The organism is Rhodococcus sp. X156 (assembly GCF_004006015.1).
Lineage (GTDB): Bacteria > Actinomycetota > Actinomycetes > Mycobacteriales > Mycobacteriaceae > X156.
In genome coordinates this window covers 1,027,319-1,051,322 of the sequence record NZ_CP034766.1, presented here as the reverse complement: position 1 = coordinate 1,051,322, position 24,004 = coordinate 1,027,319, and the positions used below count along the sequence as shown (strand labels likewise).

Below are 24,004 nucleotides of genomic sequence, written 5' to 3'. Positions count from 1 at the left end.
GACCGCCCCGTAGCAGGGGCGCGTGCCACCCCCGAACACTGTGGACACACCGTAGAGCACGGGGTGGCAGGGCCCGGCCGCTTCAGCAAAGCCACGCGTGCGGCGGCCACGGCACCGGGTGCGATCATGGGGACGTGCCTGAGGGAGACACCGTGTGGCTGGCTGGCCGCCGGATGCGTGCCGCGCTGGTGGGCGAGCAGCTGGTGCGCGGCGAGCTGCGCCACCCCCAGCTGTCCACTGTGGATCTCACCGGTCGCACGGTGACCGCGGTGGAGTCGGTGGGCAAGCACCTGCTCATCCGCCTTGACGACGGGCGCACCCTGCACACGCACTTCCTGATGGACGGCTCGTGGCACCTGTACTCCCCCGGCCGTCGCTGGCAGGGCCCGGACCACCAGGTGCGCGCGGTGCTGGCGACACCGACCAAGGTGGCGGTGGGCTTCCGGCTGCACCAGATGGCGCTGGTGCCCACCGCCGAGGAGGACCGGCTGGTCGGCCACCTGGGCCCCGACCTGCTCGGTGAGCACTGGGACGCCGCTCAGGAGGAGGAAGCCGTCGCCCGGCTCAGCGCCGAACCTGGCCGCGAGCTGGGGCAGGCGCTGCTGGACCAGCGGGTGCTCGCCGGCGTGGGCAACCTCTACAAGGCCGAGGTGTGCTTCCTGCTGGGCGTCTCACCGTGGAGCCCGGTGTCCGCCGTTGACCCGGTGCGCTGCGTGCGGCTGTGCCGGGACCTGTTGCTGCGCAACGCCAACCGCCCTCAGCAGTCCACCACCGGCCTGCTCGGCCGCGACCGTGAGCACTGGGTGTTCGAGCGCACCGGGCTGCCGTGTCGCCGCTGCGGCACCACGGTGGGCCTGGCCAACCAGGGCGAGCCTCCCCGGCAGCGCCTGACCTACCTGTGCCCCACCTGCCAGCCGGGCCCGCACCCCCCGCTGGCCACCCGGCCCGCCCGAGCCAAGCGCGTGCAGAAGGCCTGAGCAGGCCTACCACTCGCGGGTGGGCAGCTCCGCTCGCCAGGACCGCTCGGCGGTGTGCAGTCCGGCCAGCTCGTCCAGCGCGGCCGTGAGTGCATCGATGCGCTCGGCGGTCTCGGTCAGCGCCGGCCGGTGGTGGTCGGTGTGCCGCGACGTGGTGGCCACCGCGCGGGCGGCCGCGGCCACCACCTGCTCGTACTCGGCGACGCCGGCCTGCAGCCGCCGCACCGCCTCGCCCACCACCGGCTCCAGCTCGGTGGCGGCCACTGGGCTGGAGTCCCGGGCGCGCTCCAGCGCACCGAGGGCACCGGCCTCGTGGCGCAGCACCGCGGCAGCCGAGGCCGCGGAGGCGCGAGCCTCCTGCACCTCCCCGGGGGGTACCGCGGCGTCGGCCTCCAGCAACCCGAAGAGGTTGTGCAGGCTGGACTCCGCCGCGGCCAGCCCGCGCAGCGGCGCCAGGGCGGCCGAGGCCCGCGGCAGGCGGGGGTCCACCGAGCGGCCCGGGGGCAGCGGAAGGCGCCGCAGCCGGCGCAGCCGCACCGCGAAGGCCGTGGTGGGTACTGCGGCCGCCGCAGCCAGCCCGCAGCCGGCGGCCACCACCAGCGACGGCGCGTCAAAGACCGCGAGCCCGGCGGTGCCCGCGGTGAAGGCACCGGTGGCGCTGCCGAAGCCGACGGTGCTGGCCGTCGCCGCGCGGCGCTTGCGCAGCGCCCGCCGGCGCGGGTCCTGCCAACGGGTGACGGCGTTGCCCACTCCCCGCGCCGCCTCCTGGGCAGAGGCGAAGGCGGTGGAGAGGTCGAAGCGCGGGCTGCTCATGTCGTGCGGACGGCCGCTCAAGCCTGGCGCTCGCCCTGCGCGGGCGGTTCGGTCGCCGGCTGGGCGGCACTGGACTGGCCGGGCGCCGCCTTGGTGGTGTCGACGGCGGGTCGGGCAGTGTCCTGGCCTGCGCCCGCACCGAGGGACTGCTGACCCGGCGCTGCGCTGAGCGCCCCGGCCCCGGAGTCCATGGAGGCGCGGATCTGCTCCAGCCGGGTGCGTCCGGCCAGCTGGTGGGTGGACTGCTGCACCTCGAGCATCCGGCCCTCCACCGAGTCCTTGGACAGCTCGGCCGAGCCGAGGGCAGTGGCGTAGCGGCGCTCGATCTTCTCCCGCACGTCGTCCAGGGACGGGGTGGTGCCCGGGCGGAGAGCTCGTTGACCGAGCGCAGCGAGCTGCTCACCTGCTCCTGCATCTTGGCCTGCTCCAGCTGGCTGAGCAGCTTGGTTCGCTCGGCGAGCTTCTGCTGCAGCAGCATCGCGTTCTGCTCCACCGCCTGCTTGGCCTGCCCGGCCGCCTGCAGCGACTGGTCGTGCAGGCTCTTGAGGTCCTCCACCGCCTGCTCGGCGGTCACCAGCTGCGCCGCGAAGGCTTCCGCGGTGCTCTCGTACTGGCCGGCCCGGGCTTCGTCGCCCTTGCCGCGGGCGTCGTCGGCGAGCATCAGCGCCTGCCGGGTGCTGGTGGACAGCTTCTCCACCTCACCCAGCTGGCGGTTCAGCTTCATCTCCAGCTGGCGCTGGTTGCCGATGACGGCGGCGGCCTGGTGCGACAGCGCCTGGTGCTGGCGCTGGGCCTCCTCGATGGCCTGCTGGATCTGCACCCTGGGTCGGCGTGCTCGTCGATCTTGCTGGAGAACAGCGCCATCGAGTACTTCCACGCCTTGACGAACGGGTTGGCCATCGTCAGCCTGCCTCCCAACCATCTGCGCCCCCGCGAAGCGCGGCGGCGGCCGCCTGCGGCGACGGCGCACGACTCTCGTGCACCAGACCGGGATGCGTCACCCCGGCCCCTGAAACCCATCCTCTCAGCCGCGGCCGCACCGTTGCACACCTCACGGCCGCGCGCCGCCTGTGCTCAGGCGGCGCGGGCGGTGACGTGCAGGCCCCGCGGGGCGGAGATGACCACCCGTGTTCCGTCCGCGATCTCGGCGCTGTGACCGGGCGGGAGGCTGACCGCAGCGGTGTCGCGCGACTGGGCCCCCTCGCCGGAGGCCAGCGCCTGGCTCACGTCGGTGAATACCTGGGACAGCGGAACGTCGAGGGCGTCGCAGATGGCGGCGAGCAGCTCGCTCGAGGCCTCCTTGCGGCCGCGCTCGACCTCGGACAGGTAGCCGAGGCTCACCCGCGCGCTCCCGGAGACCTCACGCAGGGTGCGGCTCTGGGCCGTCCGTGCCCGTCGCAAGCTGTCCCCGATTGCCTCTCGCAGCAGCAGTGCCATGGTGCCGCCCTTCATTGGTCGAGTGCCGTCATGACGTACAACGTCGCGGCACCCGCAGTCAGTTCCCGACCACCCGATCCTTCCGGACAAGTGGGACTGGCGCCACTGGGTGTTGGTCCCGGCGCCGGGGGTGCGGGCACTGGGTGGTCAGGACGTCCGGGCCGCGGCCTGCTTCATGCGAATTCCCTTGGCGCGCAGTCGCAGAGCCCGTACCACGTAGTCGGCGCCGGTGAGCACGGTGAGCAGCACCGCCAGCACCATGAGGGCCTGGCTGAACGGCTGCACCCCGTCGGGCAGCGGCAGCACGTACAGCCCGATCGCCAGGGTCTGCACCAGCGTCTTGAGCTTGCCGCCGCGGCTGGCGGGGATCACGCCGTGGCGGATCACCCAGAACCGCAGCGCGGTCACGCCGATCTCGCGGACGGCGATGATCGCGGTCACCCACCAGGTGAGCTCACCGAGCACGCTCAGCCCGATCAGCGCGCCGCCGATCAGGGCCTTGTCGGCGATGGGGTCGATGATCCGGCCGAAGTCGGTGACCAGGCCGTACTTGCGGGCCACCTCCCCGTCGATGCGGTCGGTGATGCTGGCCACGGCGAACACCACGAAGGCCGCCACCCGCCACCCGCTGGACTCCCCCGACTCCGCGAAGAGCGCCAGCAGGAACACCGGCACCAGAGCCAGCCGGAGCATGGTGAGCATGTTGGCCGCGTTCAGGATCGGCGGCGGGTCGGGCAGCGGCCTGGTGCTCACCCGGCGCTCCGCGCGGCCCCGGTGGCGGCCAGCTGCCCGCCGAGCTCCGGTGACTGCACGGTCTCCTCCTGCACGGGCTGCTCCGGGGGGATGACCTCCAGGGCCTCCACGACCAGGTCGACGCCGTCGCTGCCCACCACCCGGGCGCGGACCAGCTCACCGACCTCCACGCTGCCGACCTCGGTGAAGACGCACTCGCCGTCCACCTCGGGGGCCTGGTGCTCGGCGCGGCCCGACGCCAGGCCGACCTCGCCCTCGCCCATCTCGGCGAGGTCCTCGGTGCCGTCACGCTCGACGAGCACCACCACCTCGGTGCCGATGCGGTCCTCGGCCCGCTGCGAGGTGAGCTCGTCCACCAGCGAGGAGATGCGCTGCACGCGCACGTTCACCTCGGCCGGGTCGACGTGGCCGTCCAGGTCCACCGCCTCGGTGCCGTCCTCGTCGGAGTAGCCGAACACGCCGACGGCGTCCAGGCGAGCACCGATGAGGAACTGCTCCAGCTCCACCAGGTCCTCCTCGGTCTCCCCAGGGAAGCCGACGATGACGTTGGTGCGGATGCCGGCCTCGGGGGCCAGCGCCCGGATCTGCGCACAGAGCTCCAGGAAGCTCTCCCGGTCGCCGAAGCGGCGCATCCGGCGCAGCACCGGGCCGGAGGCGTGCTGGAAGGAGAGGTCGAAGTAGCGGGCCACGCCGGGCGTGGTGGCGACCGCGCGCAGCAGCGCGGGCCGGGTCTCGGCGGGCTGCAGGTAGCTCAGCCGGACGCGGTCGATCCCGGGGATGGCCGCCAGCTCGCCGAGCAGGGCCTCCAGGATGGTGGTGTCACCGAGGTCCTTGCCGTACGAGGTGGAGTTCTCGCTCACCAGGTAGAGCTCGCGCACGCCGTGCTCGGCCAGCCAGCGGCCCTCGGCCAGCACCTCGGCGGGGCCGCGGGAGACGAAGGAGCCGCGGAAGGAGGGGATGGCGCAGAACGAGCAGCGCCGGTCGCAGCCCGAGGCCAGCTTCAGCGGGGCCACCGGGGCGTCGTCGAGGCGGCGGCGGACCACTCGCGAGGCCGGTCCCCACGCGTGGCCGGGCACGGCCACCTCGGCCGCGGCCTTGGGGCGCTCCACCGGGGAGATGGGCAGCAGCAGCCGCCGGTCGGCCGGGGTGTGCGAGGCGATGGGGGTGCCGGCCATGACCTCCTGCAGACGGTCGGCCAGCTCCGGGTAGTGGTCGAAGCCCAGCACCGCGTCGGCCTCGGGCAGGTCCTTGGCCAGCTCCGCGCCGTAGCGCTCGGCCAGGCAACCCACCGCGACCACCTTGGCGCCGGTGTCGGAGGCGGCCAGCAGCGTGTCGATGGAGTCTTTCTTCGCCTGCTCGATGAAGCCGCAGGTGTTCACCACCACGAGGTCGGCCGGGTCACCGTCGGCGACCAGCTCGAAACCCCCCTCGGCCAGCCGGCCGGCCATCTCCTCGGTGTCCACCTCGTTGCGGGCGCAGCCCATGGTCAGGAGGGCGACGCGAGCCGGCGGGTGCGCAGAGCCGGGAGCGGAGGCGGTGGACGGGGAGGAGGAAAGTACAGACACGCTACGTAGCCTATCCGGCCGGCCGTACTAGCCTGCGCATCATGACCTCAGGCGGAGACGTGCTCGTGCGTCGGGCGCGCACCTCCGACGTCCCGGCCATCAAGAACCTCGTCGACCGCTACGCCGGCCGCATCCTGCTCTCCAAGCCGCTGGTCACCCTCTACGAGTCGGTGCAGGAGTTCTGGGTTGCCGAGTGCGGCAACACCGTCGTGGGGTGCGGGGCGCTGCACGTGCTGTGGTCGGACCTCGGCGAGGTGCGCACCGTGGCGGTCGACCCGCCGTACCTGGGCCACGGCATCGGCCACCGCATCGTGGCGAAGCTGCTGGAGGTGGCCCGCGACCTGGAGCTCAGCAGGGTGTTCGTGCTCACCTTCGAGGTGCGCTTCTTCGCCCAGCACGGCTTCGTCGAGATCGAGGGCACCCCGGTGGACGCCGAGGTCTACGCCCAGATGCTGCGCTCCTACGACTCCGGCGTCGCGGAGTTCCTCGACCTGAGCACGGTCAAGCCGAACACCCTGGGCAACACTCGGATGCTGCTCACCCTCTAGCGCGCCTCGCTACAGTCGCCTGCCATGAGCAGCTTCGTGGCACCGCCGTTCGGGACGTTCGCCACCGCGCAGCCGGCGCTGGAGGTGGCCGAGACGCTGGCCCCGGCGGTGGCCGAGGCGCTGCGCAGCTGGGACGCCGCCGCCACGGTGCTCTACGTGGACACCGACCCGGACAAGGCCGACACCGCGGTGTTCTGCGCCGCCTACGACGTGCCACTGCAGGCGTCGGCGAACTGCGTGGTGGTCGCGGCCCGCCGCGGCGGCGAGGTGAGCCTGGCCGCCTGCCTGGCGCTGTCGGACACCCGGGTGGACGTCAACCGCACGGTCCGCCAGCACCTCGGTGCCCGCAAGGCCTCGTTCGCGGCGATGGACACCGCGGTGGCCGAGACCGGGATGGAGCACGGGGGCATCACCCCGGTGGGGCTGCCGCCGTCGTGGCCGCTGCTGGTGGACGCCGCCGTCGTGGCCGCCCCGCACGTGCTGGTGGGCAGCGGTCGTCGCCGGGGCAAGCTGATCCTGCCCGGCAGCGCCGTCGCCCAGCTTCCCGGCGTGCAGGTGCTCACCGGACTGGCCGCCTGAGCTGGTCGGTGTCGGCGGTCCTGGTCGGTGTCGACGGTCCTAGTCGGCGTCGGCGGTGGCCTCGGCGGGATCGCCGCCGCGCACCGACCACAGCAACCCGTCCAGCTCCTCCGGCTTGACCAGCACGTCGCGCGCCTTGGAACCCTCGCTGGGCCCCACCACGCCGCGGGTCTCCATCAGGTCCATCAGCCGGCCGGCCTTGGCGAAGCCCACCCGCAGCTTGCGCTGCAGCATCGAGGTGGAGCCGAACTGGCTGGTCACCACCAGCTCGATGGCCTGCAGCAGCACGTCCATGTCCTCGCCGATGTCGGGATCGACGTCCTTGGCCGCGGCTGTCTTCTGCACGGTCACCCCGTCGGTGTACTCCGGCTCCGCCTGCGTCTTGGTGTACTCGACGACGGCGCTGATCTCCTCGTCGGTGATGAACGCACCCTGCAGGCGGACCGGGCGCCCGGCGCCCATGGGCAGGAACAGCGCGTCACCCATGCCGATGAGCTTCTCCGCACCCGGCTGGTCCAGGATGACCCGGCTGTCGGTGAGCGAGGACGTGGCGAAGGCCAGCCGGGACGGCACGTTGGTCTTGATCAGACCGGTGACCACGTCCACCGAGGGGCGCTGGGTGGCCAGCACCAGGTGGATGCCCGCTGCACGGGCCTTCTGGGTGATGCGGACGATGGCGTCCTCCACGTCCCGCGGGGCCGTCATCATCAGGTCCGCGAGCTCGTCCACGATGGCCAGGATGTAGGGGTAGGGGCGGTAGACCCGCTCGCTGCCCAGCGGCGCGGTGATCTCCCCGGAGCGCACCTTGGTGTTGAAGTCGTCGATGTGGCGCACCCGGTTGACCTGCATGTCCTGGTAGCGCTGCTCCATCTCCTCCACCAACCAGGCCAGCGCGGAGGCCGCCTTCTTGGGCTGGGTGATGATGGGCGTGATCAGGTGCGGGATGCCCTCGTACGGGGTGAGCTCCACCATCTTGGGGTCGATGAGGATGAGCCGCACCTCGTCGGGGGTGGCCCGCGACAGCAGCGAGACCAGCATGGAGTTGACGAAGGACGACTTTCCGGAACCGGTGGAGCCGGCCACCAGCAGGTGCGGCATCTTGGCCAGGTTGGCGTTGACGAAGTTGCCCTCGATGTCCTTGCCGAGGCCGATGACCAGCGGGTGCTGGTCCTTGCGGGTGTTGGGCGCCAGCAGCACGTCGGCCAGCCGGACCATCTCGCGGTCGGTGTTGGGCACCTCGATGCCCACCGCGGACTTGCCGGGGATGGGCGCGAGCAGGCGCACGTTGTCGGTGGCCACCGCGTAGGCGATGTTGCGGGCCAGCGCGGTGATCTTCTCGACCTTGACGCCCGGGCCCAGCTCCACCTCGTAGCGGGTGACCGTGGGGCCCCGGGTGAAGCCGGTGACCGCGGCGTCGATGTTGAACTGCTCCAGCACGCTGGTGATCGCCTCGATCATGGCGTCGTTGGCGCTGGAGCGGGTCTTGGGCGGGTCGCCGACGGTCAGCAGGTCCACCGGGGGCAGCGTGTAGTCGCCCTCGATCACCCGCTGCACCGACAGCTGCTCGGTGTCCTCCACCGGCGCCGGCACGACGGCGGGAACCGCGGCGGCACTCACCTTCGGGTCTTGGCCTGCGGCGAGGAGTGGCCCGGGCTGGGCCGCTTGGGTGCCACCGGCTCCACGGGGGCGTCCCACGGCAGCTCGTCCTGGTCGCCGCTGCCGCGCACCCCCGCCGGGGTGTCGGCGGCGTCGGTGCTCGCGGCGGCCTGGCGCCGGCGGGACGGACGGCGCAGCTTCTCGGTGGGCTGGGCAGCCAGCTCGTCGTCGGTGGGCCAGCCGTGGCCGGGCAGGTCCGCACCGTCGGACTCCGCGCCGACGAGCTCGTCCTCGGCACCCAGCTCGTCGTCGAACCGGTCCGCCCCGAGCAGCCGGCGCAACCGGTGGGGCACCTCGCGGGCAGTGGTGCCAGTGAGCACCAGCAGGCCGAACAGGGCCACCAGCACCAGCAGGGGCACCGCCAGCCACTCGGTGACGCCGGCACTGAGCGGGCCACCGGCGGCGAAGCCGACTGCTCCACCAGCACGTCGGCGCTCGTCCATGGTCTCCGGCAGGCCACCGATGACGTGCCACACGCCCAGCACGGCCACGATGAGCAGCAACCACCCGGTGACCAGCCGCGGCCGGGCCTCGGGCTCGGGCTCGGTGCGCATCAGGGTGATGGCGGCGGCCAGCAGCAGCAGCGGAGCCAGCCAGGCCCCGGCGCCCATGATGGTGCGCACCCCGGTGTCCACCGCCGAGCCGACCGGTCCCCCGGCCTGCAGCCACACCCCGGCGGCCAGCACCACGCCGACGGCGATGAGGCACAGCGCCAGGCCGTCGCGGCGGTGGGCGTGCTCCAGCTCGCGGGTGCGGCCGATCGCTCGGGCACCAGCGCCCACGCCCTTGGCCATCGCGCCGAACGCGGTGCCCACTCCCCGCATCGCGGTGGCACCCGCGGAGGGGCCGGTGCGCGGGGTGGAGCGAGTACGGGTGGTGCGCGAGGCGGGCTTGCGCGCGGGTGCCGTGCGGGTGCTCGCGGTGGTCTTGCGGGTGCTCGCGGTGGTCTTGCGGCTGGCCGGTGGCGTGCGCGCGCGGGTCGTGGTCTTGCTCCGCGACGCGCCCGTGCGCGCGGTGGAACGGGTGCGTGCCTTGCCTGCCATGCGCCCTACGGTAGTCCCACGCGACTCATCTGCCGCCCCTGCAACACCACTGCCACCGGGCGAGTCACCTCACAGCCCCGGCACCCTCGACGGCGTTCAGGACCCTCGACGGCGTCAGGGCCCTCCTCACCCTGTGCGGAACCCACACGGGACGACGAGGGCCCTGAACGACCGGGACCGGTGGGTGCGGCTACGCCTGCGGGTTGGCGGCGGAGCGGGCAGTGGCCACCGGGATGATGGTCGGGATGATCATCGGCCGGCGACGGTAGGTGTCCGCCACCCAGCGGCCCACCACGCGGCGCACCGCCTGGGCGATGCGGTGGCTGTCGGTGATGCCCTCTGCCTCCTGGCGGGCCAGCTCGGACTCCACCACCTCGATGCAGCTCTCCAGCGCCTTGGGGTCGTCGGAGAAGCCACGCCCGGACAGCTCCGGCCGGCTCACCGCCCGTCCGGTGGTGGAGTCGATGGCCACGGAGATGGCGATGAAGCCGCCCTCCCCCAGCACCAGGCGGTCCGACAGCGTGGACTCGCCCACGTCGCCGACCGACAGGCCGTCCACGTAGACGTGACCCACCGGAACCTGGCCGACGATCTCGGCCATGCCGTCCACCAGGTCGACCACCACGCCGTCCTCGGCGAGCATGATGCGGTCCTCGGCCACCCCGGTGGCCTTGGCCAGCGCGGCGTTGGCGCGCAGGTGGCGCCACTCGCCGTGCACCGGCATCACGTTGGTGGGTCGCACCGCGTTGTAGAGGTACAGCAGCTCACCGGCGGAGGCGTGCCCGGAGACGTGCACCTTGGCGTTCTGCTGGGTGATCACCTTGGCGCCACGCTTGGCCAGGCCGTTGACCACGGCGAACACGGAGTTCTCGTTGCCGGGGATCAGCGAGGAGGCCAGCACCACGAGGTCGTTGGCGCGGATGTTGATCTGGCGGTGCTCGCCGCGGGCCATCCGCGACAGCGCCGACAGCGGCTCGCCCTGCGAGCCCGTGGAGACCAGCACCAGGCGGTCGTCGGGCAGCTTGGTCGCCTGGTCCAGGCTCACCACCAGGCCGTCGGGCACGTCCAGCACGCCCAGCTCGGAGGCGATCTCCATGTTGCGCACCATGGAGCGGCCCACGAACGTGACCTTGCGGTTGTAGCGGTGCGCCACCTCCAGCACCTGCTGGATGCGGTGCACGTGGCTGGCGAAGGACGCCACGATCACCCGCTGGTTGGCCTTGCCGATGACGGTGTCGAGCACGCCACCGATCTCGCGCTCGGGGGTGACGAAGCCGGGGACCTCGGCGTTGGTGGAGTCCACCAGGAACAGGTCCACGCCCTCGTCGCCCAGGCGGGAGAAGCCGGCCAGGTCGGTGAGGCGGCCGTCCAGCGGCAGCTGGTCCAGCTTGATGTCACCGGTGTGCAGCACCACGCCCGCGGGGGTGCGGATGGCCACGGCCAACGCGTCCGGGATGGAGTGGTTGACCGCGAAGTACTCGCACTCGAAGGGGCCGTTGGTGGTGCGCTCGCCCTCGGTGACCTCGACCAGCTTGGGCTTGAGCCGGTGCTCGCGGCACTTGGCCGACAGCAGCGCCAGGGTGAACCGGGAGCCGATGACGGGGATGTCCTGGCGCAGGCGCAGCAGGAACGGCACGGCACCGATGTGGTCCTCGTGGCCGTGCGTGAGCACGATGGCCTCGACGTCGTTGATCCGGTCCTCGATGGGGCCGAAGTCCGGCAGGATCAGGTCGACACCAGGCTGGGCGTCCTCGGGGAACAGCACGCCGCAGTCCACGATCAGCAGCTTGCCGCCGAACTCGAAGACCGTCATGTTGCGGCCGATCTCGCCGATGCCACCCAGCGCCACGATCCGCAGGCCGTTGCGCGGCAGCTTGGGCGGCAGGCCCAGGCGCTCGGTCGGGTCCACCCGGGGCTTGCCGTCGGGACGCTGGTTGCCGCCGCCCCGGTTGCCGCCCTGGCCGCGCCCGCCCTGGTTCTGGCCGCCCTGGTTCTGGGCACCCTGGTTCTGGTTGGACTCGCCCTGGTTCCCGCCGTTGCCGCCACCGCGGCGGCCGCGGCCGCCCCGGCTCATGCGGCACCGCCGACGAGCAGGCCGCTGCGACGCATCTCGGCGGAGAGCAGCTCGAGCTGGGCGGCGCTGGGAGCGATCTGCGGCAGGCGCGGCACGCCCACGTCCACACCGGTCACGCGCAGCGCGGCCTTGGAGAAGCTGACGCCCCCGAGCTGGCTCATGATGCGAACCAGCGGAAGGGTCTGGGCGTTGAGCTGCCGGGCGCGCACCACGTCACCGGACTCGTAGGCGTCGAGCATCTGACGCAGCGGGCCAGCCATCACATGGCTGATCACGCTGACGAAGCCTACGGCTCCAACTGAGAGCCAGGGCAAGTTCAACGGGTCGTCTCCTGAGTAGTAGGCAAGCTCCGTCTGGCTGATCACCTCAGCACCCCCGCGCAGGTCGCCCTTGGCGTCCTTGACCGCGAGGATGTTCGGGTGCTCAGCCAGCCGGAGCATGGTGTCGTTCTCGATGGGCACGATGGAGCGAGCAGGGATGTCGTAGAGCATCACCGGCAGGTCCGTCGCGCTGGCCACGGCACCGAAGTGCGCGACCAAACCCTCCTGTGAGGGCCGGGAGTAGTAGGGAGTGACCACGAGCAGCCCGTGCGCACCCGACTCGGCCGCGGCGCGGGCGAGCTCGATGGTGTGCGCGGTGTCGTTGGTGCCGACTCCAGCGATGACGCCGACGTCCGGGCCCACCGCGGACAGCACGGCCCGCAGCACCTCGTTCTGCTCGGCGTCGGTGGTGGTGGGCGACTCACCGGTGGTTCCGCACACCACGAGGCCGTCGCAGCCCTGCTTGACCAGGCTGACGGCCAGCGCCGCAGTGGCATCGAGATCGAGGGCCCCGTCAGGGGTGAACGGCGTCACCATGGCAGTGAGCACACGGCCGAAAGGGCGCCCGGCAGCAGCAGAGGGAACACCGGAGGTCATGGGTGGTCACGCTACCCGTTGGCCTGGGTAGCGCTGCACACGCACGTCCCGTTCAGCCACGGGTGTGGCGGCGGGCGCGACCGACTAGAAGGCTCGGTCCAGTCCCAGCACCGCCTGGACGTCGACGTCGGCCCCGGTGGTCTCCAGCTGCACCGCGTCCCGGCCGAAGGCGTGCAGCACCAGCTCGCTGGGCTCCCCGCACAGGGTGACCGTGCGCGGACCGCCCTTGACGGTGATGGTGGCACCGCCCGGGCGCTGCAGCACCACTCCCACCGGGCTCTTGCGGTAGCCGACCCGGCCGACCAGCGTGAGCCGTCCCCACAGCTCGTCCTCGGTGGCCGCCGCGAGCTGGCGCGGCTTCCAGTCACCCTCGGCCCGACGGACGTCCTCGTGGTGGACGAAGAACTCCAGGCCGTTGACCTGGGCGTCGAGCAGGCGGTACGGCGACAGCAGCGGAGGACCGGTGCGCACCTGCTCCACCAGGGTGGGCCAGTGCCGGTTGGCGATGCCGGCCTGCACGTGGTCGGTGTAGCCGGCCAGCAGCGGCACCAGGATGCCCGGTGCGGCGTCGGGGCGGCGCTCGCGCAGCACCAGGTGCGCGGCCAGGTCGCGGGTGCGCCACCCCCCGCACAGCGTCGGGGCGTCGGGGCCCACCTCCAGCAGCAGCGCCGACAGCGCGGCCCGTTCGTCCTGTGCAGTGCTCATGCCTGCCCTTCGCTGGGTGGGTGGTCGTCGGTTCGCGGCGCCGTCAGCCCTCGTTGACGAAAGGGCTGGTGGCGATCTCGCTGCCGTCGCTCATGGTGGCAATCTGGAAGTCCTGGAACACGCTAGCGGCTGCGCCCTGCAGCTGCCGAAGACACTCGACGGCCAGCCGGCGCATCTCCAGGTCGGCGTGCTCGGTGGCGCGCATGCCGATGAAGTGCCGCCAGGTGCGGTAGTTGCCGGTGACCACCATGCGGGTCTCGGTGGCGCTGGGCAGCACGGCGCGGGCGGCCTGGCGGGCCTGCTTGCGGCGCAGGCTGGCGCTGGGCACGTCCACCAGCTTCTCCTCCAGCGCGGCGAGCAGGTCGGCGTAGGCCGTGCGGCTCTGCTCGGCGGCGTCCAGCAGCAGCTTCTCCAGCTCGGGGTCACCGGCCACCGACGGGGGCGCGACCACCCGGTTGTCGTCCTCGGGGACGTAGCGCTGGGACAGCTGGGAGAAGGAGAAGTGCCGGTGGCGCACCAGCTCGTGGGTGAGGGAGCGCGAGACCCCGGTGAGGTAGAAGCTGGCGGTGCCGTGCTCGAGCACCGCGAGGTGGCCCACCTCCAGGATGTGCGCCAGGTAGTCGGCGTTGGTGGCGGTGGCCGGGTTGGGCTTGGACCAGCTCTCGTAGCAGGCGCGGCCGGCGAACTCCGCCAGCGCCGCACCCCCGTCGGCGTCGGTGGACCAGGGGACGTCGGCGGGCGGGAGGAACTCGGTCCTGGCGACCAGCTGCACCTTCAGCGGCACGATCCGGGGCACAGCTGCTCCTCCTCCGATCACGGGCACGGCGCCGGCGGCCGCGTGCACAGACGATAGTCGGGGCTACTCCACGCGCCGGGCCCCGGCGGAGGGCACCACCACGAACGCGGTGGGCGCGCGATGGCCGGCGGCCCGGCTGGCCTCGGCCACCGCGGCCCGCACGGCCGGCACGTGGCGGTCGTCCACCAGCGCGAGCGCGCTGCCACCGAAGCCACCGCCCACCATCCGTGCCCCGTGCGCCCCGGCCCGCACCGCCGCGTCCACGCAGACGTCCAGCGCCGGGGTGGACACCGCGAAGTCCTCGCGCAGGGAGCGGTGTCCGGCGGTGAGCAGCGGCCCCACCGCCCGCGGGTCGGTGCCGGAGCGCAGCACCTCCAGCACCGCCAGCACCCGGGCGTTCTCGGTGACCACGTGCCGGGCCCGGCGGCGCAGCGGCTCGGGCAGGGCCTGCACCGCAGCGGGGTCGCTCACCTCGCGCAGGCTGGGGACGCCCAGCGCGGCGGCGGCCTCGCCGCACTCCTGGCGGCGGCGCGCGTAGCTGTCGGGGCCCCCACCGGTGGCCAGCTGGTGCGGCGCACCGGTGTCCAGCACCAGCAGCGCCAACCCGGCGGCGGCGAGGTCCAGCGGCACCTGGGTGGTGCTGCGGTCACGGGTGTCCAGCAGCAGCGCGTGCCCGACGGTGCACAGCAGTGACGCCGAGTGGTCCAGCACCCCGGTGGGGGCGCCGGCGAAGTCGTTCTCCGCCGCCCGGGCCACGTCCACCAGCTCCGCGCGGCGCAGTGGCAGGGCGAACAAGTCCCGCAGGGCCAGCGCCACCGAGCAGGTCAGCGCCGCCGACGAGGACAGGCCCGCCCCTACCGGCACCTGCCCGTCCACCAGCACCTGCAGCCCGCTGAGGCGATGGCCCTCACGCCGCAGCTGGTGCACCACCCCCGCCGGGTAGGCCGCCCAGCCGTCGGGTGCGCCGGGCGCCAGCGCGTCCAGCGCCACCCGCACCGGCTGGTCCGGGTATTGCACCGACGCCAGCACCAGCTCCGGCTCGGCGGTGCGGGCCACCGCCGCGACCGTGCTGTGCGGCAGGGCCACGGGCAGGACGTAGCCGTCGTTGTAGTCAGTGTGCTCGCCGATGAGGTTGACCCGTCCCGGCGCGGCCCACACCCCTTCCGGCGGTCGGCCGAACCGGGCGGCGAACGCCGCCGCCGGGTCCACGCCAGCGGGCACGCTCACGGCAGCGCCACCGCGCGCAGCTGCGCGGCCACGGTCTCCGGGTTGGTGTCGCTGACGAACACGCCCATGCCCGACTCCGAGCCGGCCAGGTACTTCAGCTTCTCCGCCGTGCGGCGGAAGGAGAACAGCTGCAGGTGCAGCCACCAGCGCTGCCGCCCGGCGCCTGGTCCTGCTCCTGGGCCTGGTCCCGCGGCGTCCCAACACCGGCCGGTGGGCGCCTGGTTCCACGCCGCGACGTAGGGCATGGGCGTGTCGAAGCGGTGCGCGAACCGACCCAGCACGTCCAGGTACACCGGCACCAGGGCGTCGCGCTCGGCGTCGGTGAGCGCGGGCAGGTCTGGCACCTGGCGGTGCGGGAACAGCTGCACCTCGTGCGGCCAGCGGGAGGCGGCGGGCACGAACGCGGTCCAGTGCTCGTTGGCCGCGACCACCCGCGGCCCCGCTCGCTCCGCGGCGAGGACGTCGGCGAAGAGGTTGCGCCCGGTGGACTCCTCGTGGTGGCGGGCCTGCTCCAGCACGGTGCGCACCCGCGGCGGCACGAACGGGTAGGCGTAGACCTGCCCGTGCGGGTGGTGCAGCGTCACTCCGATCTCCTCGCCGTGGTTCTCGAAGCAGAACACCTGGGCGACGTCCGCGCGGGCCCCGAGCTCGGCGGTGCGCTGCGCCCAGGCGTCCACCACCAGCCGGACGCGCCGCGGGTCCAGCTCGGCGAAGGTGAGCCGGTGCTCGCTGGTGAAGCAGACCACCTCGCAGCGGCCGACTCCCGGGCGCAGGTCGGCGGCAGGCACAGCGTCCGGGGCAGGCACGGCGGACGAGGTACCCAGGGAGGCGAAGCGGTTCTCCAGGGCCACCACCTGGTAGCTGGGCTCGGGCACCTCGGTGGGGCGGCCGGGCGCGGACGGACACAGCGGGCAGAGGTCGGCCGCGGGCAGGTAGGTGCGGTCCTGGCGGTGCGCGGCAATCACCACCCACTCCCCCGTCAGCGGGTCGCGCCGGCACTGCGAGTCGGTGACCACCGCGGGCAGGTCCCGGCGGTCGGTGGCGGTACGGGTGAAGGGGGCCGCCCGGCTGCCGGTAGTGGCGGGGTCGTCGAAGTAGATGATCTCGCGGCCGTCGGCGAGCTGACGGCGGGTGACGATCATGGGCTCGGACGCTAGCACCGCCGAGACGGGCTGCGACGGTGGCTGGGAGACGGGGCTGGCCAAGGCGAAGGACGGATCGTGCCTGGTTGTTAGGCTCTGCGACCTGTGACCCGGATCTCCCCTGGTGCGGTCCGGAGCGCGTCCCACTCGAGCGAGGACAAAGGAGTCCGTCCATGGCCATCAGCGGTAGCGACGAGATCGACATCAAGGCGACCCCGGCGGCGGTGATGGCCACCTTGGAGGACTTCGCCAGCTACCCCGAGTGGTCGTCGGCGCACAAGAAGGCCAGCGTGGAGACCACCGACGACGCGGGACGCCCCCAGCGCGTGCGGATGACCATGCAGATGGTGGGCATCACCGACGAGCAGGTCGTGGACTACAGCTTCGACGGCAACGAGAAGATGAGCTGGTCGCTGGTGGAGAGCAGCCAGCAGAAGTCGCAGGAGGGCACCTACACCCTCACCGACAACGGCGACGGCACCACGCACGTCACCTTCGAGCTGGCGCTGGACATCAAGATCAAGGTGCCCGGCTTCCTGCTGAACAAGGCGAAGAAGGGTGCCCTGGAGACGGCCACCAAGTCGCTGAAGAAGCGGGTGGAGTCCCAGGCCTGAGCCGTCGGTCGTGGCCGACGTCGCCGACTGGTGCCACCATGGCGTCATGGACCTCAGCCACCACACCGCCGCGCTGGCCGACGACCTGACCGCCGCCGCCGCGCTCGGCGACGAGCAGACCCAGCGCACCGCCGCCGCCCTGGCCAGCGCGCTGGAACCGGCTGCCCGGCTCATGCTGCTCTCCGCCCTGTCAGAGCTGGCCGCCGAGGTGACCGCGGCGCTCGGCGACCGGGTGGTGGAGGTGCGCCTGGACGGGCGCGACGTCCGCGTGGTCACCAGCAGCGCTCCCGTCGCGTCGCCGTCCGGCCCGACCACCGGCGCGGCGACACCCGGCGCCCGCACGTTCGGCCGGGAGGACCTGGGCGGCGACGTGAGCCGGGTGACGCTGCGGCTGGTGGAGCAGCTCAAGGCCCGCGCCGAGCAGGCCGCCAGCAAGGACGGCATCTCGCTGAACACCTGGCTGTCGCAGGCCGTGCAGGGGGCGCTGTGCGACCCCGGGGTGCCGCCCGCGGTGTCCGACTCCGGCCAGACGCTGCGCGGCTGGGTGCGCGGATGAGCGAGCCCGCGCCCGTCGCCCGCACCGAGCACTTCCCGGCGGGCGAGGGCCCGGTGGAGCTGGACGTGCAGGTGGGCACCGGCTCGGTGCGCATCGAGCTGGTCCGCGAGCTGGGCGTGGTCGAGGTCTCCGTGGCGGTGGGCCAGGGTGCGTGGTGGCACCAGGGGCTCAGCGGCGTGCTGTCGCTGCTGGGCGCGGGCGGTCCCGACCGGCCCGAGCCCCAGCCCCGTGCCGCCGACGCCGAGGCGCTGGCCAGCACCGAGGTGGACTTCTCCCCGCAGCGCTCCCGCCTGACGGTGCGGGCACCACGCACGGTCGGGACGCGTGCGGTCGCGCTGGACGTGCACGTGCGCGCCCCCAGCCTGGCCCGGGTGCTGGTGCGCACCAGCTCGGCCCGGGTGGACGTCACCGGGGTGGCGCAGCGGATGGACATCGGCACCGGCTCGGGCGAGGTGGACGTCCAGGACGTGCTCGACGGCGCGGACGTGCGCACCGGCTCCGGGCAGGTGCGCCTGGCGGTGCTGCCCCGCGGTGGGCGGGTGCGCACCGGCTCCGGCGACGTCACCGTGGCCAGCACCGCCGACGACCTGGAGGTGATCAGCGGAACGGGTGACCTCCGCATCGGCATCGCCAGTGGCGTCACGGCCCAGGTCGACCTCAGCTCGGGCTCGGGCGCGGTGCGCAGCGACCTGGAGGTGCTGGCGGTGGAGCCACCGGAGACCCAGGCTCACCTGCGGGCACGCAGCGGGTCGGGCACCGTGCTGGTGCACTCCGCGCGCTGACCGCCCTCCCCCGCCGCTGGGTAGCGGTTACAGACGCCGCGGGGCGCGCTTGGTGGTACTTGCAGACGCCCCAAGAGCGGCGGAGAGATCGCCTCGCGGCTCCACGGCCACCCGCTGCAGCCCGAGCCAGTCCGCCATCTCCGCCAGCGCCTCCGCCAGGGCGGCCGCCACCTCGCCGGTGTGGTGCCCGGGCTCGGCGAACGCGCCCAGCACCCGCAGCGTGCCGGCGTCGCGCTCGGCCTTGAGGTCCACCCGGGCGACCAGGTGCTCGCCCAGCAGGAACGGGTACACGTAGTAGCCGTGCACCCGCTTGGCCGCCGGGGTGTAGATCTCCAGGCGGTAGCGGAAGTCGAACAGCCGCTCCGTGCGCGGCCGGTGGAACACCAGCGAGTCGAACGGGCTCAGCAGCGTGGCCCGCTGCACCGCCCGCGGGGTGCGGGCCTCGCGGTGGCGGTAGGCCGGCGCCGTCCAGCCCTGCACCGCCACCGGTTCCAGCACGCCGTCGGCCACCAGCTCGGCCACCGCAGTGCTCGACTGGCGCGGGCTCAGCCGGAAGTAGTCGCGCAGGTCAGGCTCGGTGGCCACGCCCAGCGCCCGCGCGGAGCGCTCCACCAGCGCCCGCACCGCGTCGGGCTCGCCGATCTCGGTGGCCAGCAGCTCCGGCGGCAGCACGTCCCGGGTCAGCGCGTAGTGGCGCTGGAAGCCGACCCGCGTGGTGGTGCTCAGCTCGCCGATGGCGAACAGCCACTCGCAGATGATCTTGGTGTCGGTGCGGTCCCACCACGGCCCCCGCCCGCCGGCCACCGCCACGTCCAGGTGCGCCTCCACCTGCCCGGCGGTGGCCCCGCCCAGCTCGGCCACCGCGGCGAGCACCCGGTCGGGCAGCGCCGGGCTGCGCTGCAGCACCCGGTCCACCCGTGGTGAGCCGGCCTTCTCCCGCTCCCGCATCCGCCAGCGCAGCAGCGGCCAGTCCTGCACCGACAGCAGCGCCGCCTCGTGCGCCCAGTACTCGGTGAGCAGGCGGGGCTTGCGCCGGGTGTCGCTCCACGCCGCGGTGTCCAGCAGGCCCCGGTCGTAGGCGCCCAGCCGGGAGAACATCGGCATGTAGTGCGCCCGCACGGCCACCGACACCGAGTCCAGCTGCAGCAGCTGCACCCGGTCGACCACCCGGGTCAGGTGCCGACGGGTGGGCGCGCCGGTGGGCAGCGGGTCGGTGAATCCCTGCGCGGCGAGCGCAGTGCGCCGCGCCGCCGAGGCCGTCATCTCCTGCACGCGCACCACCCTGCCACGCCGCACCGACGACCTACCCTGGCCAGATGGCCCTCGCCGCTGTTCGCCCCGCCCAACCCGCCGACTGCGCCGCCATGGCGGCCGTCCAGCTGGCCGTGTGGCGTGGCCCCTACGCGGCGTTCCTGCCCCCGGCCGTCATCGCCGAGCTGGACCCGGACACCGCCGCGCTGGCCTGGCACCGCGCCGTCACCGGCAGCGGTGACGCGCAGGTGCTGGTGGCCACCGAGCGCGAGGAGGTGGTCGGGTTCACCGCCGGAGCCGGCGACGAGGTGAGCACCCTGCTGGTCGAGCCGCGCTGGACCAGACGTGGGCACGGGGGTCGCCTGCTGGGCAGCCTGGCCGGCCGGCTGCGCACCACCGGTGCGCTGCAGGGGCAGGTGTGGGTGGTGGACGCCGACACCGCCGGCCGGGCGTTCTACCCGCGGCACAGCTGGTTGCCCGACGGCACCGTGCGCACCTCCCAGCACGGCCCCCACGCGCTCCGCGAGCTGCGCCACGTCGGCTCGCTCACCGCCCGCTGGGAGTGACCCGCCGCCCCTCAGGCCCGGGTGAGACCCAGCGCCTCGGCGAGGGCGGTGTAGCCGGGCACCGGGTCCTGGCCCTCGGCGGTGAGCAGCTGCAGCACCGCCTGGTCGGCCCCGGCGTCCAGGTGCGCGGTGAGTCCACGGGCCACGGTCTCGGCGTCGCCGTGGATGGCCAGGGCGTCGATCAGCCGGTCGCTGCCGCCGTCGGCGATGTCGGCGTCGGTGTAGCCGAGCGTGCGCAGGTTGTTGGTGTAGTTCACCAGGCCCAGGTACGGGTTGGCCACCGGCGGACGGCCGATGGCGCGGGCGGCCTCCGGGTCGGTCTCCAGCACCACCTTCTGCTCCGGAGCCAGCAGCACGCCCTCGCCGAGGATCTCCCGGGCCCGGCGGGTGTGCTCGGGAGTGACCAGGTACGGGTGCGCGCCACGGGAGCGCGCGGCCGACAGCCGCAGCACCTTGGGGCCCAGCGCGGCCAGCACCCGGCGGTTGGTGGGCACGCCCTCGGCGTCGAGGACGTCCAGGTACTCCACCAAGGCGGTGTAGGGCTTGGCGTAGCGGTCGCCGATGGCCTCGGGGTGGCCGACGCCGATGCCGAGCAGGAAGCGGTCGGGGTGCTTGGCCTCCAGCCGGTGGTAGGACTTCGCCACCTCCTGCGCCCCGTCGGTCCAGATGTTCACGATCCCGGTGGCCACGGTGATCGTGGTGGTGGCGTCGAGCACGTCCTCGGCCACCTGCAGCTCCGCCGGCGGCGAGCCACCGATCCAGAGGGTGCCGTAGCCCAGAGACTCCACGGTTGCGGCCAGCTCCGGCGTCAGCTGCCGCTCCGGGCGCCACACCCCGATCCGGCCGAGGCTGCTGTTGGTCGCGTCGTCAATCACGTGTGCTCCACTCGCTCGGGGGTGTGGCCTTCCCTGGGTCGAACCCCGGTTCCGCCGCTGCTGTTCCCTCCGCCACAGTCAGGCCATCAGCGACGCGGCCAGCGTCCCGCCCAGCTCGTAGCCGGCCTCGCGGGCGGCGGCGTCGGGCGCACCGGACAGCTCCAGCGGTGCGGCCACCTGCTCCAGCCCCATCCCACCGGTGAGCTTGAGCACCGAGCGCACCGCACCGGCGGTGTCGTCGCTGCCGTGCACCCACAGCCCGAACGGGCGGCCGGCGACGGTGCCCAGGCACGGGTAGTAGACGGTGTCGAAGAAGTGCTTGAGCGCACCGGACATGTAGCCGAAGTTGGCCGGGGTGCCGAAGAGGTACCCGTCGGCGCCCAGCACGTCGGGCACCGTGGCGGCGAGGGCGGCGACCTCGCGCACCTGCACCCCGGTGACCTCCGGGTCGCGGGTGCCCGCGAGCACCGCCTCCACCAGCTCGCGCATGCCCGGGGACGGGGTGTGGTGCACCACGAGCAGCGTGCTCACCGCTGGCCCTGGCGCTTCTCCTGCTCCGCCAGCTCCAGGGCCCGCTTCATGGTGGTGCGCGCACGGCCACGGTCACCGGCGGCGTCGTAGGCCACCGCCAGCCGGTAGCTGGTGCGCCAGTTCTCCGGGTCGGCCTCGTACTCCGTCCGTCGCTCGGCGAAGTAGGCGTCGGCGGCATCGCGCTCGAACCGTCCGGACGGGCGCCGCGGGATGCTGGAGGTGTCGGGCAGCCCGCCCTCCTCGTGCAGCCGACGGGCCAGCTCCTGGTTGCGCATGCCGTTGCGCACCGTCGCCCACACCAGCCACACCCCCAGCGGCACCATGATCAGTGCGGCGATGCCCATGGCCACCGCGGCCACGCCGCCGGCGAGCACCAGCAGGATGCCGAAGTACCCCACCAGGCCGACGTAGAACAGCGTGGCGAAGATGATCAGCCACGCCAGGCGCTTCTCCTTCACAGCTGCCCCGTCACAGGTCGAGGAAGTGTTCCAGGCCCACGGTGAGGCCTGGGTGGGTGCTGATCTGACGCACGCCCAGCAGCACGCCGGGCATGAACGAGCTGCGGTCCAGCGAGTCGTGCCGGATGGTGAGGGTCTCCCCCTCGGTCCCCATCAGCACCTCCTGGTGGGCGATGAGCCCGCGCAGGCGCACCGAGTGCACCCGCACTCCCCCGACGTCGGCGCCCCGCGCCCCGTCCAGCTCGCTGGTGGTGGCGTCCGGCATGGGCGCCATGCCGGCCTCGGCCCGCGCCGCGGCGACCAGCTCGGCGGTGCGAGCGGCCGTGCCCGAGGGCGCGTCGGCCTTGTTCGGGTGGTGCAGCTCCACCACCTCGACGGAGTCGTAGAACCGGGCGGCCATGCTGGCGAAGCGCATGGACAGCACCGCGCCGATGGCGAAGTTGGGGGCCACCAGCACGCCCAGCTCGGGCTTGGGCTCCAGCCAGGTGCGCACCTGGTCGAGCTTGTCGGCGTCAAAGCCGGTGGTGCCCACCACGGCGTGGATGCCCTGGTCGATGCAGAAGCGGATGTTGTCCATCACCACGTCGGGGTGGGTGAAGTCCACCACCACCTGCGCCCCGGCATCGGAGACGTTGAACAGCCAGTCGCCGGCGTCCACCGCGGCGACCAGGTCGAGGTCCTCCGCGGCGTCCACGGCCTTGCAGACCTGTTCGCCGACGCGGCCCCGCGCGCCGAGCACTCCGACCCGAGTGGGTTCCTGCATCTGTCCTGCTCCGTTCATCGGCATGCGGCACGTACCTGGTGGGGAAGCTCGTCAGCGTGAGCGTACGGCCCGACCACAGCCACCCCGACAGGACGCCGCAGCACGTCCGCCGCCACGGCGGCGACGTCGGCGCAGGTGACTGCGTCGATGCGGGCCAGGGTCTCCTCGACGTCGAGGTGCTCGGCGTAGTTGACCTCGCTGCGGCCCAGCCGGCTCATCCGGGACGGGGTGTCCTCCAGGCCGAGCACCAGCGCACCGCGCAGCTGCCCCTTGCCGCGGGCCAGCTCGGCCTCGGTGATGCCGTCGGCAGCGACGGTGGCCAGCACCTCGTCGATCACGGCCACCACCTCGCCGAGGTTCTCCGGCTGGCAGCCCGCGTACACCGAGAACGCCCCGGTGTCGGCGTAGGTGTCCACGCTGGAGTAGATCGAGTACGCCAGGCCGCGCTGCTCGCGGACCTGCTGGAACAGCCGCGAGCTCATGCCGCCGCCCACGGCGGCGCTGAGCACCGACAGCGCCCAGCGGGCCTCGTCGTGGCGGCCCAGCCCCCGGCTGCCCAGCACCACGTGGGCCTGCTCGCTGTCCCGCTCGGTGACGCTGGTGCCGGGCCGGCCGGCCAGCTCGGCGATCCCGCCGCGGACGGCGACCGGGGCCGCCGCGGGGTGGCTGCCGAGGGTGGCGGTGACCTGCGCCAGCACGGCGTCGTGGTCCACGTTGCCTGCGGCGGCGAGCACCAGCCGCGGCGGGGTGTAGCGGCGGGTGTGGAAGGTGCGCAGCTGCTCCGGCGTCATCGCCTCCACCGACTCCACGCTGCCGATGATCGGCCGGCCGAGCGGGTGCGCGCCGAAGAGCACCTCGGCGAACGCCTCGTGCACCAGGTCCTCGGGGTCGTCGTCGCGCATGGCGATCTCCTCGAGCACCACGTTGCGCTCGGTCTCCACGTCAGCCTCCGCGCACACCCCGCGCAGCACCACGTCGCTGACCAGCTCGATCGCCATCGGCAGGTCGGCGTCCAGGACGTGCGCATAGAAGCAGGTGTACTCCTTGGCGGTGAAGGCGTTGAGCTCACCACCGACGGCGTCCATGGCCTGGGCGATGTCCAGCGCGGAGCGGCTCGGGGTCCCCTTGAACAGCAGGTGCTCCAGGTAGTGCGCCGCCCCGGCCACGCTGGGGTCCTCGTCCCGCGAGCCCACCGCCACCCACAGCCCGACCGCGGCGGAGTGCACCCCGGGCACGTGCTCGGTGACCACCCGCAGGCCGCTGGGCAGCACGCTGCGCCGCGCGCCGCCGATCAGCTCGGTGGTGTGGGTGCTGGCGCTGACCCCGGACACGCCGCCGCGGCGGTCACGGGTGCTGGGTGCACCCGCGACCGCCGC

The 24,004-nt window shown here is 73.3% G+C and carries 23 protein-coding genes and 2 pseudogenes; 7 read left to right on the top strand and 18 right to left on the bottom strand.

Translation table 11 applies throughout. The annotated features are described in order from the left end of the window. Window positions 1-134: 134 nt before the first annotated feature. Window positions 135-977: a DNA-formamidopyrimidine glycosylase family protein gene (locus tag ELX43_RS05020; RefSeq protein WP_127782406.1), complete on the top strand. Its 843-nt coding sequence runs from the start codon at window positions 135-137 to the stop codon at window positions 975-977. A gap of 6 nt (window positions 978-983) precedes the next feature. Here ELX43_RS05020 and ELX43_RS05015 read toward each other — a convergent pair whose 3' ends face one another. The 5 genes and pseudogenes from ELX43_RS05015 to rimO all read right to left on the bottom strand — a co-directional run bounded on the left by ELX43_RS05015 (window position 984) and on the right by rimO (window position 5,545). Further along, window positions 984-1,790: a hypothetical protein gene (locus tag ELX43_RS05015; protein ID WP_127782405.1), complete on the bottom strand. Its 807-nt coding sequence runs from the start codon at window positions 1,788-1,790 to the stop codon at window positions 984-986. A 17-nt stretch (window positions 1,791-1,807) separates the two neighbouring features. Further along, window positions 1,808-2,690: pseudogene (locus ELX43_RS05010) on the bottom strand (PspA/IM30 family protein). 174 nt (window positions 2,691-2,864) lie between these two features. Next, a complete protein-coding gene (locus tag ELX43_RS05005) occupies window positions 2,865-3,227 on the bottom strand; it encodes a helix-turn-helix transcriptional regulator (RefSeq protein WP_127782404.1) in 363 nt (120 codons plus the stop codon). A gap of 147 nt (window positions 3,228-3,374) precedes the next feature. Continuing rightward, window positions 3,375-3,929 (bottom strand): CDP-diacylglycerol--glycerol-3-phosphate 3-phosphatidyltransferase, encoded by a 555-nt coding sequence (gene pgsA, locus ELX43_RS05000; RefSeq protein WP_127784688.1) that lies wholly within the window; start codon window positions 3,927-3,929, stop codon window positions 3,375-3,377. A 47-nt stretch (window positions 3,930-3,976) separates the two neighbouring features. Then, window positions 3,977-5,545 (bottom strand): 30S ribosomal protein S12 methylthiotransferase RimO, encoded by a 1,569-nt coding sequence (rimO, locus tag ELX43_RS04995; RefSeq protein ID WP_241249791.1) that lies wholly within the window; start codon window positions 5,543-5,545, stop codon window positions 3,977-3,979. Window positions 5,546-5,586: 41 nt separating this feature from the next. Between rimO and ELX43_RS04990 the strand changes: the two genes are divergently transcribed. After that, complete coding sequence (locus ELX43_RS04990) at window positions 5,587-6,093, top strand: amino-acid N-acetyltransferase (protein ID WP_206518109.1); 507 nt, start codon at window positions 5,587-5,589, stop codon at window positions 6,091-6,093. 24 nt (window positions 6,094-6,117) lie between these two features. Beyond that, window positions 6,118-6,672 carry a YbaK/EbsC family protein gene (locus ELX43_RS04985; protein ID WP_127782403.1) on the top strand — a complete coding sequence of 185 codons (555 nt, stop codon included), beginning with the start codon at window positions 6,118-6,120 and terminating at the stop codon, window positions 6,670-6,672. Between the two features lie 39 nt (window positions 6,673-6,711). On the opposite strand, the pseudogene ELX43_RS17570 reads toward ELX43_RS04985, so the two are convergent. The 7 genes and pseudogenes from ELX43_RS17570 to galT form a co-directional block, all read right to left on the bottom strand. Continuing rightward, window positions 6,712-9,371 (bottom strand): annotated as a pseudogene (locus tag ELX43_RS17570) (DNA translocase FtsK). 190 nt (window positions 9,372-9,561) lie between these two features. Further along, window positions 9,562-11,445 carry a ribonuclease J gene (locus tag ELX43_RS04970; protein WP_127782401.1) on the bottom strand — a complete coding sequence of 628 codons (1,884 nt, stop codon included), beginning with the start codon at window positions 11,443-11,445 and terminating at the stop codon, window positions 9,562-9,564. Beyond that, a complete protein-coding gene (gene dapA / locus ELX43_RS04965) occupies window positions 11,442-12,362 on the bottom strand; it encodes a 4-hydroxy-tetrahydrodipicolinate synthase (protein WP_127782400.1) in 921 nt (306 codons plus the stop codon). The genes ELX43_RS04970 and dapA overlap by 4 nt, the downstream gene beginning before the upstream one ends. 84 nt (window positions 12,363-12,446) lie before the next feature. After that, complete coding sequence (locus ELX43_RS04960; protein WP_127782399.1) at window positions 12,447-13,067, bottom strand: TIGR03085 family metal-binding protein; 621 nt, start codon at window positions 13,065-13,067, stop codon at window positions 12,447-12,449. 43 nt (window positions 13,068-13,110) lie between these two features. Further along, window positions 13,111-13,863 carry an FAD-dependent thymidylate synthase gene (thyX, locus tag ELX43_RS04955; RefSeq protein WP_127782398.1) on the bottom strand — a complete coding sequence of 251 codons (753 nt, stop codon included), beginning with the start codon at window positions 13,861-13,863 and terminating at the stop codon, window positions 13,111-13,113. A gap of 63 nt (window positions 13,864-13,926) precedes the next feature. Then, complete coding sequence (galK, locus tag ELX43_RS04950) at window positions 13,927-15,090, bottom strand: galactokinase (RefSeq protein WP_241249790.1); 1,164 nt, start codon at window positions 15,088-15,090, stop codon at window positions 13,927-13,929. Then, a complete protein-coding gene (gene galT, locus ELX43_RS04945) occupies window positions 15,087-16,232 on the bottom strand; it encodes a galactose-1-phosphate uridylyltransferase (RefSeq protein ID WP_127782397.1) in 1,146 nt (381 codons plus the stop codon). The genes galK and galT overlap by 4 nt, the downstream gene beginning before the upstream one ends. A gap of 173 nt (window positions 16,233-16,405) precedes the next feature. Between galT and ELX43_RS04940 the strand changes: the two genes are divergently transcribed. From ELX43_RS04940 to ELX43_RS04930, 3 genes are read left to right on the top strand one after another with little or no spacing between them, the layout of a single operon-like run. After that, on the top strand, window positions 16,406-16,846 hold the full coding sequence (locus ELX43_RS04940; RefSeq protein ID WP_127782396.1) for an SRPBCC family protein: 441 nt from the start codon (window positions 16,406-16,408) through the stop codon (window positions 16,844-16,846). 46 nt (window positions 16,847-16,892) lie between these two features. Continuing rightward, a complete protein-coding gene (locus tag ELX43_RS04935) occupies window positions 16,893-17,402 on the top strand; it encodes a toxin-antitoxin system HicB family antitoxin (RefSeq protein ID WP_127782395.1) in 510 nt (169 codons plus the stop codon). Next, window positions 17,399-18,184 carry a DUF4097 family beta strand repeat-containing protein gene (locus tag ELX43_RS04930; protein WP_127782394.1) on the top strand — a complete coding sequence of 262 codons (786 nt, stop codon included), beginning with the start codon at window positions 17,399-17,401 and terminating at the stop codon, window positions 18,182-18,184. Before ELX43_RS04935 ends, ELX43_RS04930 begins: the two co-directional genes overlap by 4 nt. 27 nt (window positions 18,185-18,211) lie before the next feature. Here the strand turns inward: ELX43_RS04930 and ELX43_RS04925 are convergent, their stop codons facing one another. Further along, window positions 18,212-19,447 (bottom strand): crosslink repair DNA glycosylase YcaQ family protein, encoded by a 1,236-nt coding sequence (locus tag ELX43_RS04925; protein WP_206518189.1) that lies wholly within the window; start codon window positions 19,445-19,447, stop codon window positions 18,212-18,214. Between the two features lie 53 nt (window positions 19,448-19,500). Here ELX43_RS04925 and ELX43_RS04920 point away from each other — a divergent pair, with 53 nt between their 5' ends. Continuing rightward, window positions 19,501-20,001 (top strand): GNAT family N-acetyltransferase, encoded by a 501-nt coding sequence (locus ELX43_RS04920; RefSeq protein ID WP_127782392.1) that lies wholly within the window; start codon window positions 19,501-19,503, stop codon window positions 19,999-20,001. A gap of 11 nt (window positions 20,002-20,012) precedes the next feature. Here the strand turns inward: ELX43_RS04920 and ELX43_RS04915 are convergent, their stop codons facing one another. From ELX43_RS04915 to ELX43_RS04895, 5 genes are all read right to left on the bottom strand, one after another. Then, on the bottom strand, window positions 20,013-20,876 hold the full coding sequence (locus ELX43_RS04915) for an LLM class F420-dependent oxidoreductase (protein WP_127782391.1): 864 nt from the start codon (window positions 20,874-20,876) through the stop codon (window positions 20,013-20,015). Window positions 20,877-20,954: 78 nt separating this feature from the next. Next, window positions 20,955-21,365 (bottom strand): NAD(P)H-dependent oxidoreductase, encoded by a 411-nt coding sequence (locus ELX43_RS04910; RefSeq protein WP_127784684.1) that lies wholly within the window; start codon window positions 21,363-21,365, stop codon window positions 20,955-20,957. A gap of 38 nt (window positions 21,366-21,403) precedes the next feature. Further along, window positions 21,404-21,865: a hypothetical protein gene (locus ELX43_RS04905; protein ID WP_127782390.1), complete on the bottom strand. Its 462-nt coding sequence runs from the start codon at window positions 21,863-21,865 to the stop codon at window positions 21,404-21,406. Window positions 21,866-21,875: 10 nt separating this feature from the next. Next, the gene (gene dapB, locus ELX43_RS04900) at window positions 21,876-22,628 is read right to left on the bottom strand and encodes a 4-hydroxy-tetrahydrodipicolinate reductase (protein WP_127782389.1); all 753 of its coding nucleotides are present in this window, start codon (window positions 22,626-22,628) and stop codon (window positions 21,876-21,878) included. Between the two features lie 14 nt (window positions 22,629-22,642). Then, window positions 22,643-23,959 (bottom strand): pitrilysin family protein, encoded by a 1,317-nt coding sequence (locus ELX43_RS04895; protein ID WP_127782388.1) that lies wholly within the window; start codon window positions 23,957-23,959, stop codon window positions 22,643-22,645. Between the last annotated feature and the right edge of the window lie 45 nt (window positions 23,960-24,004).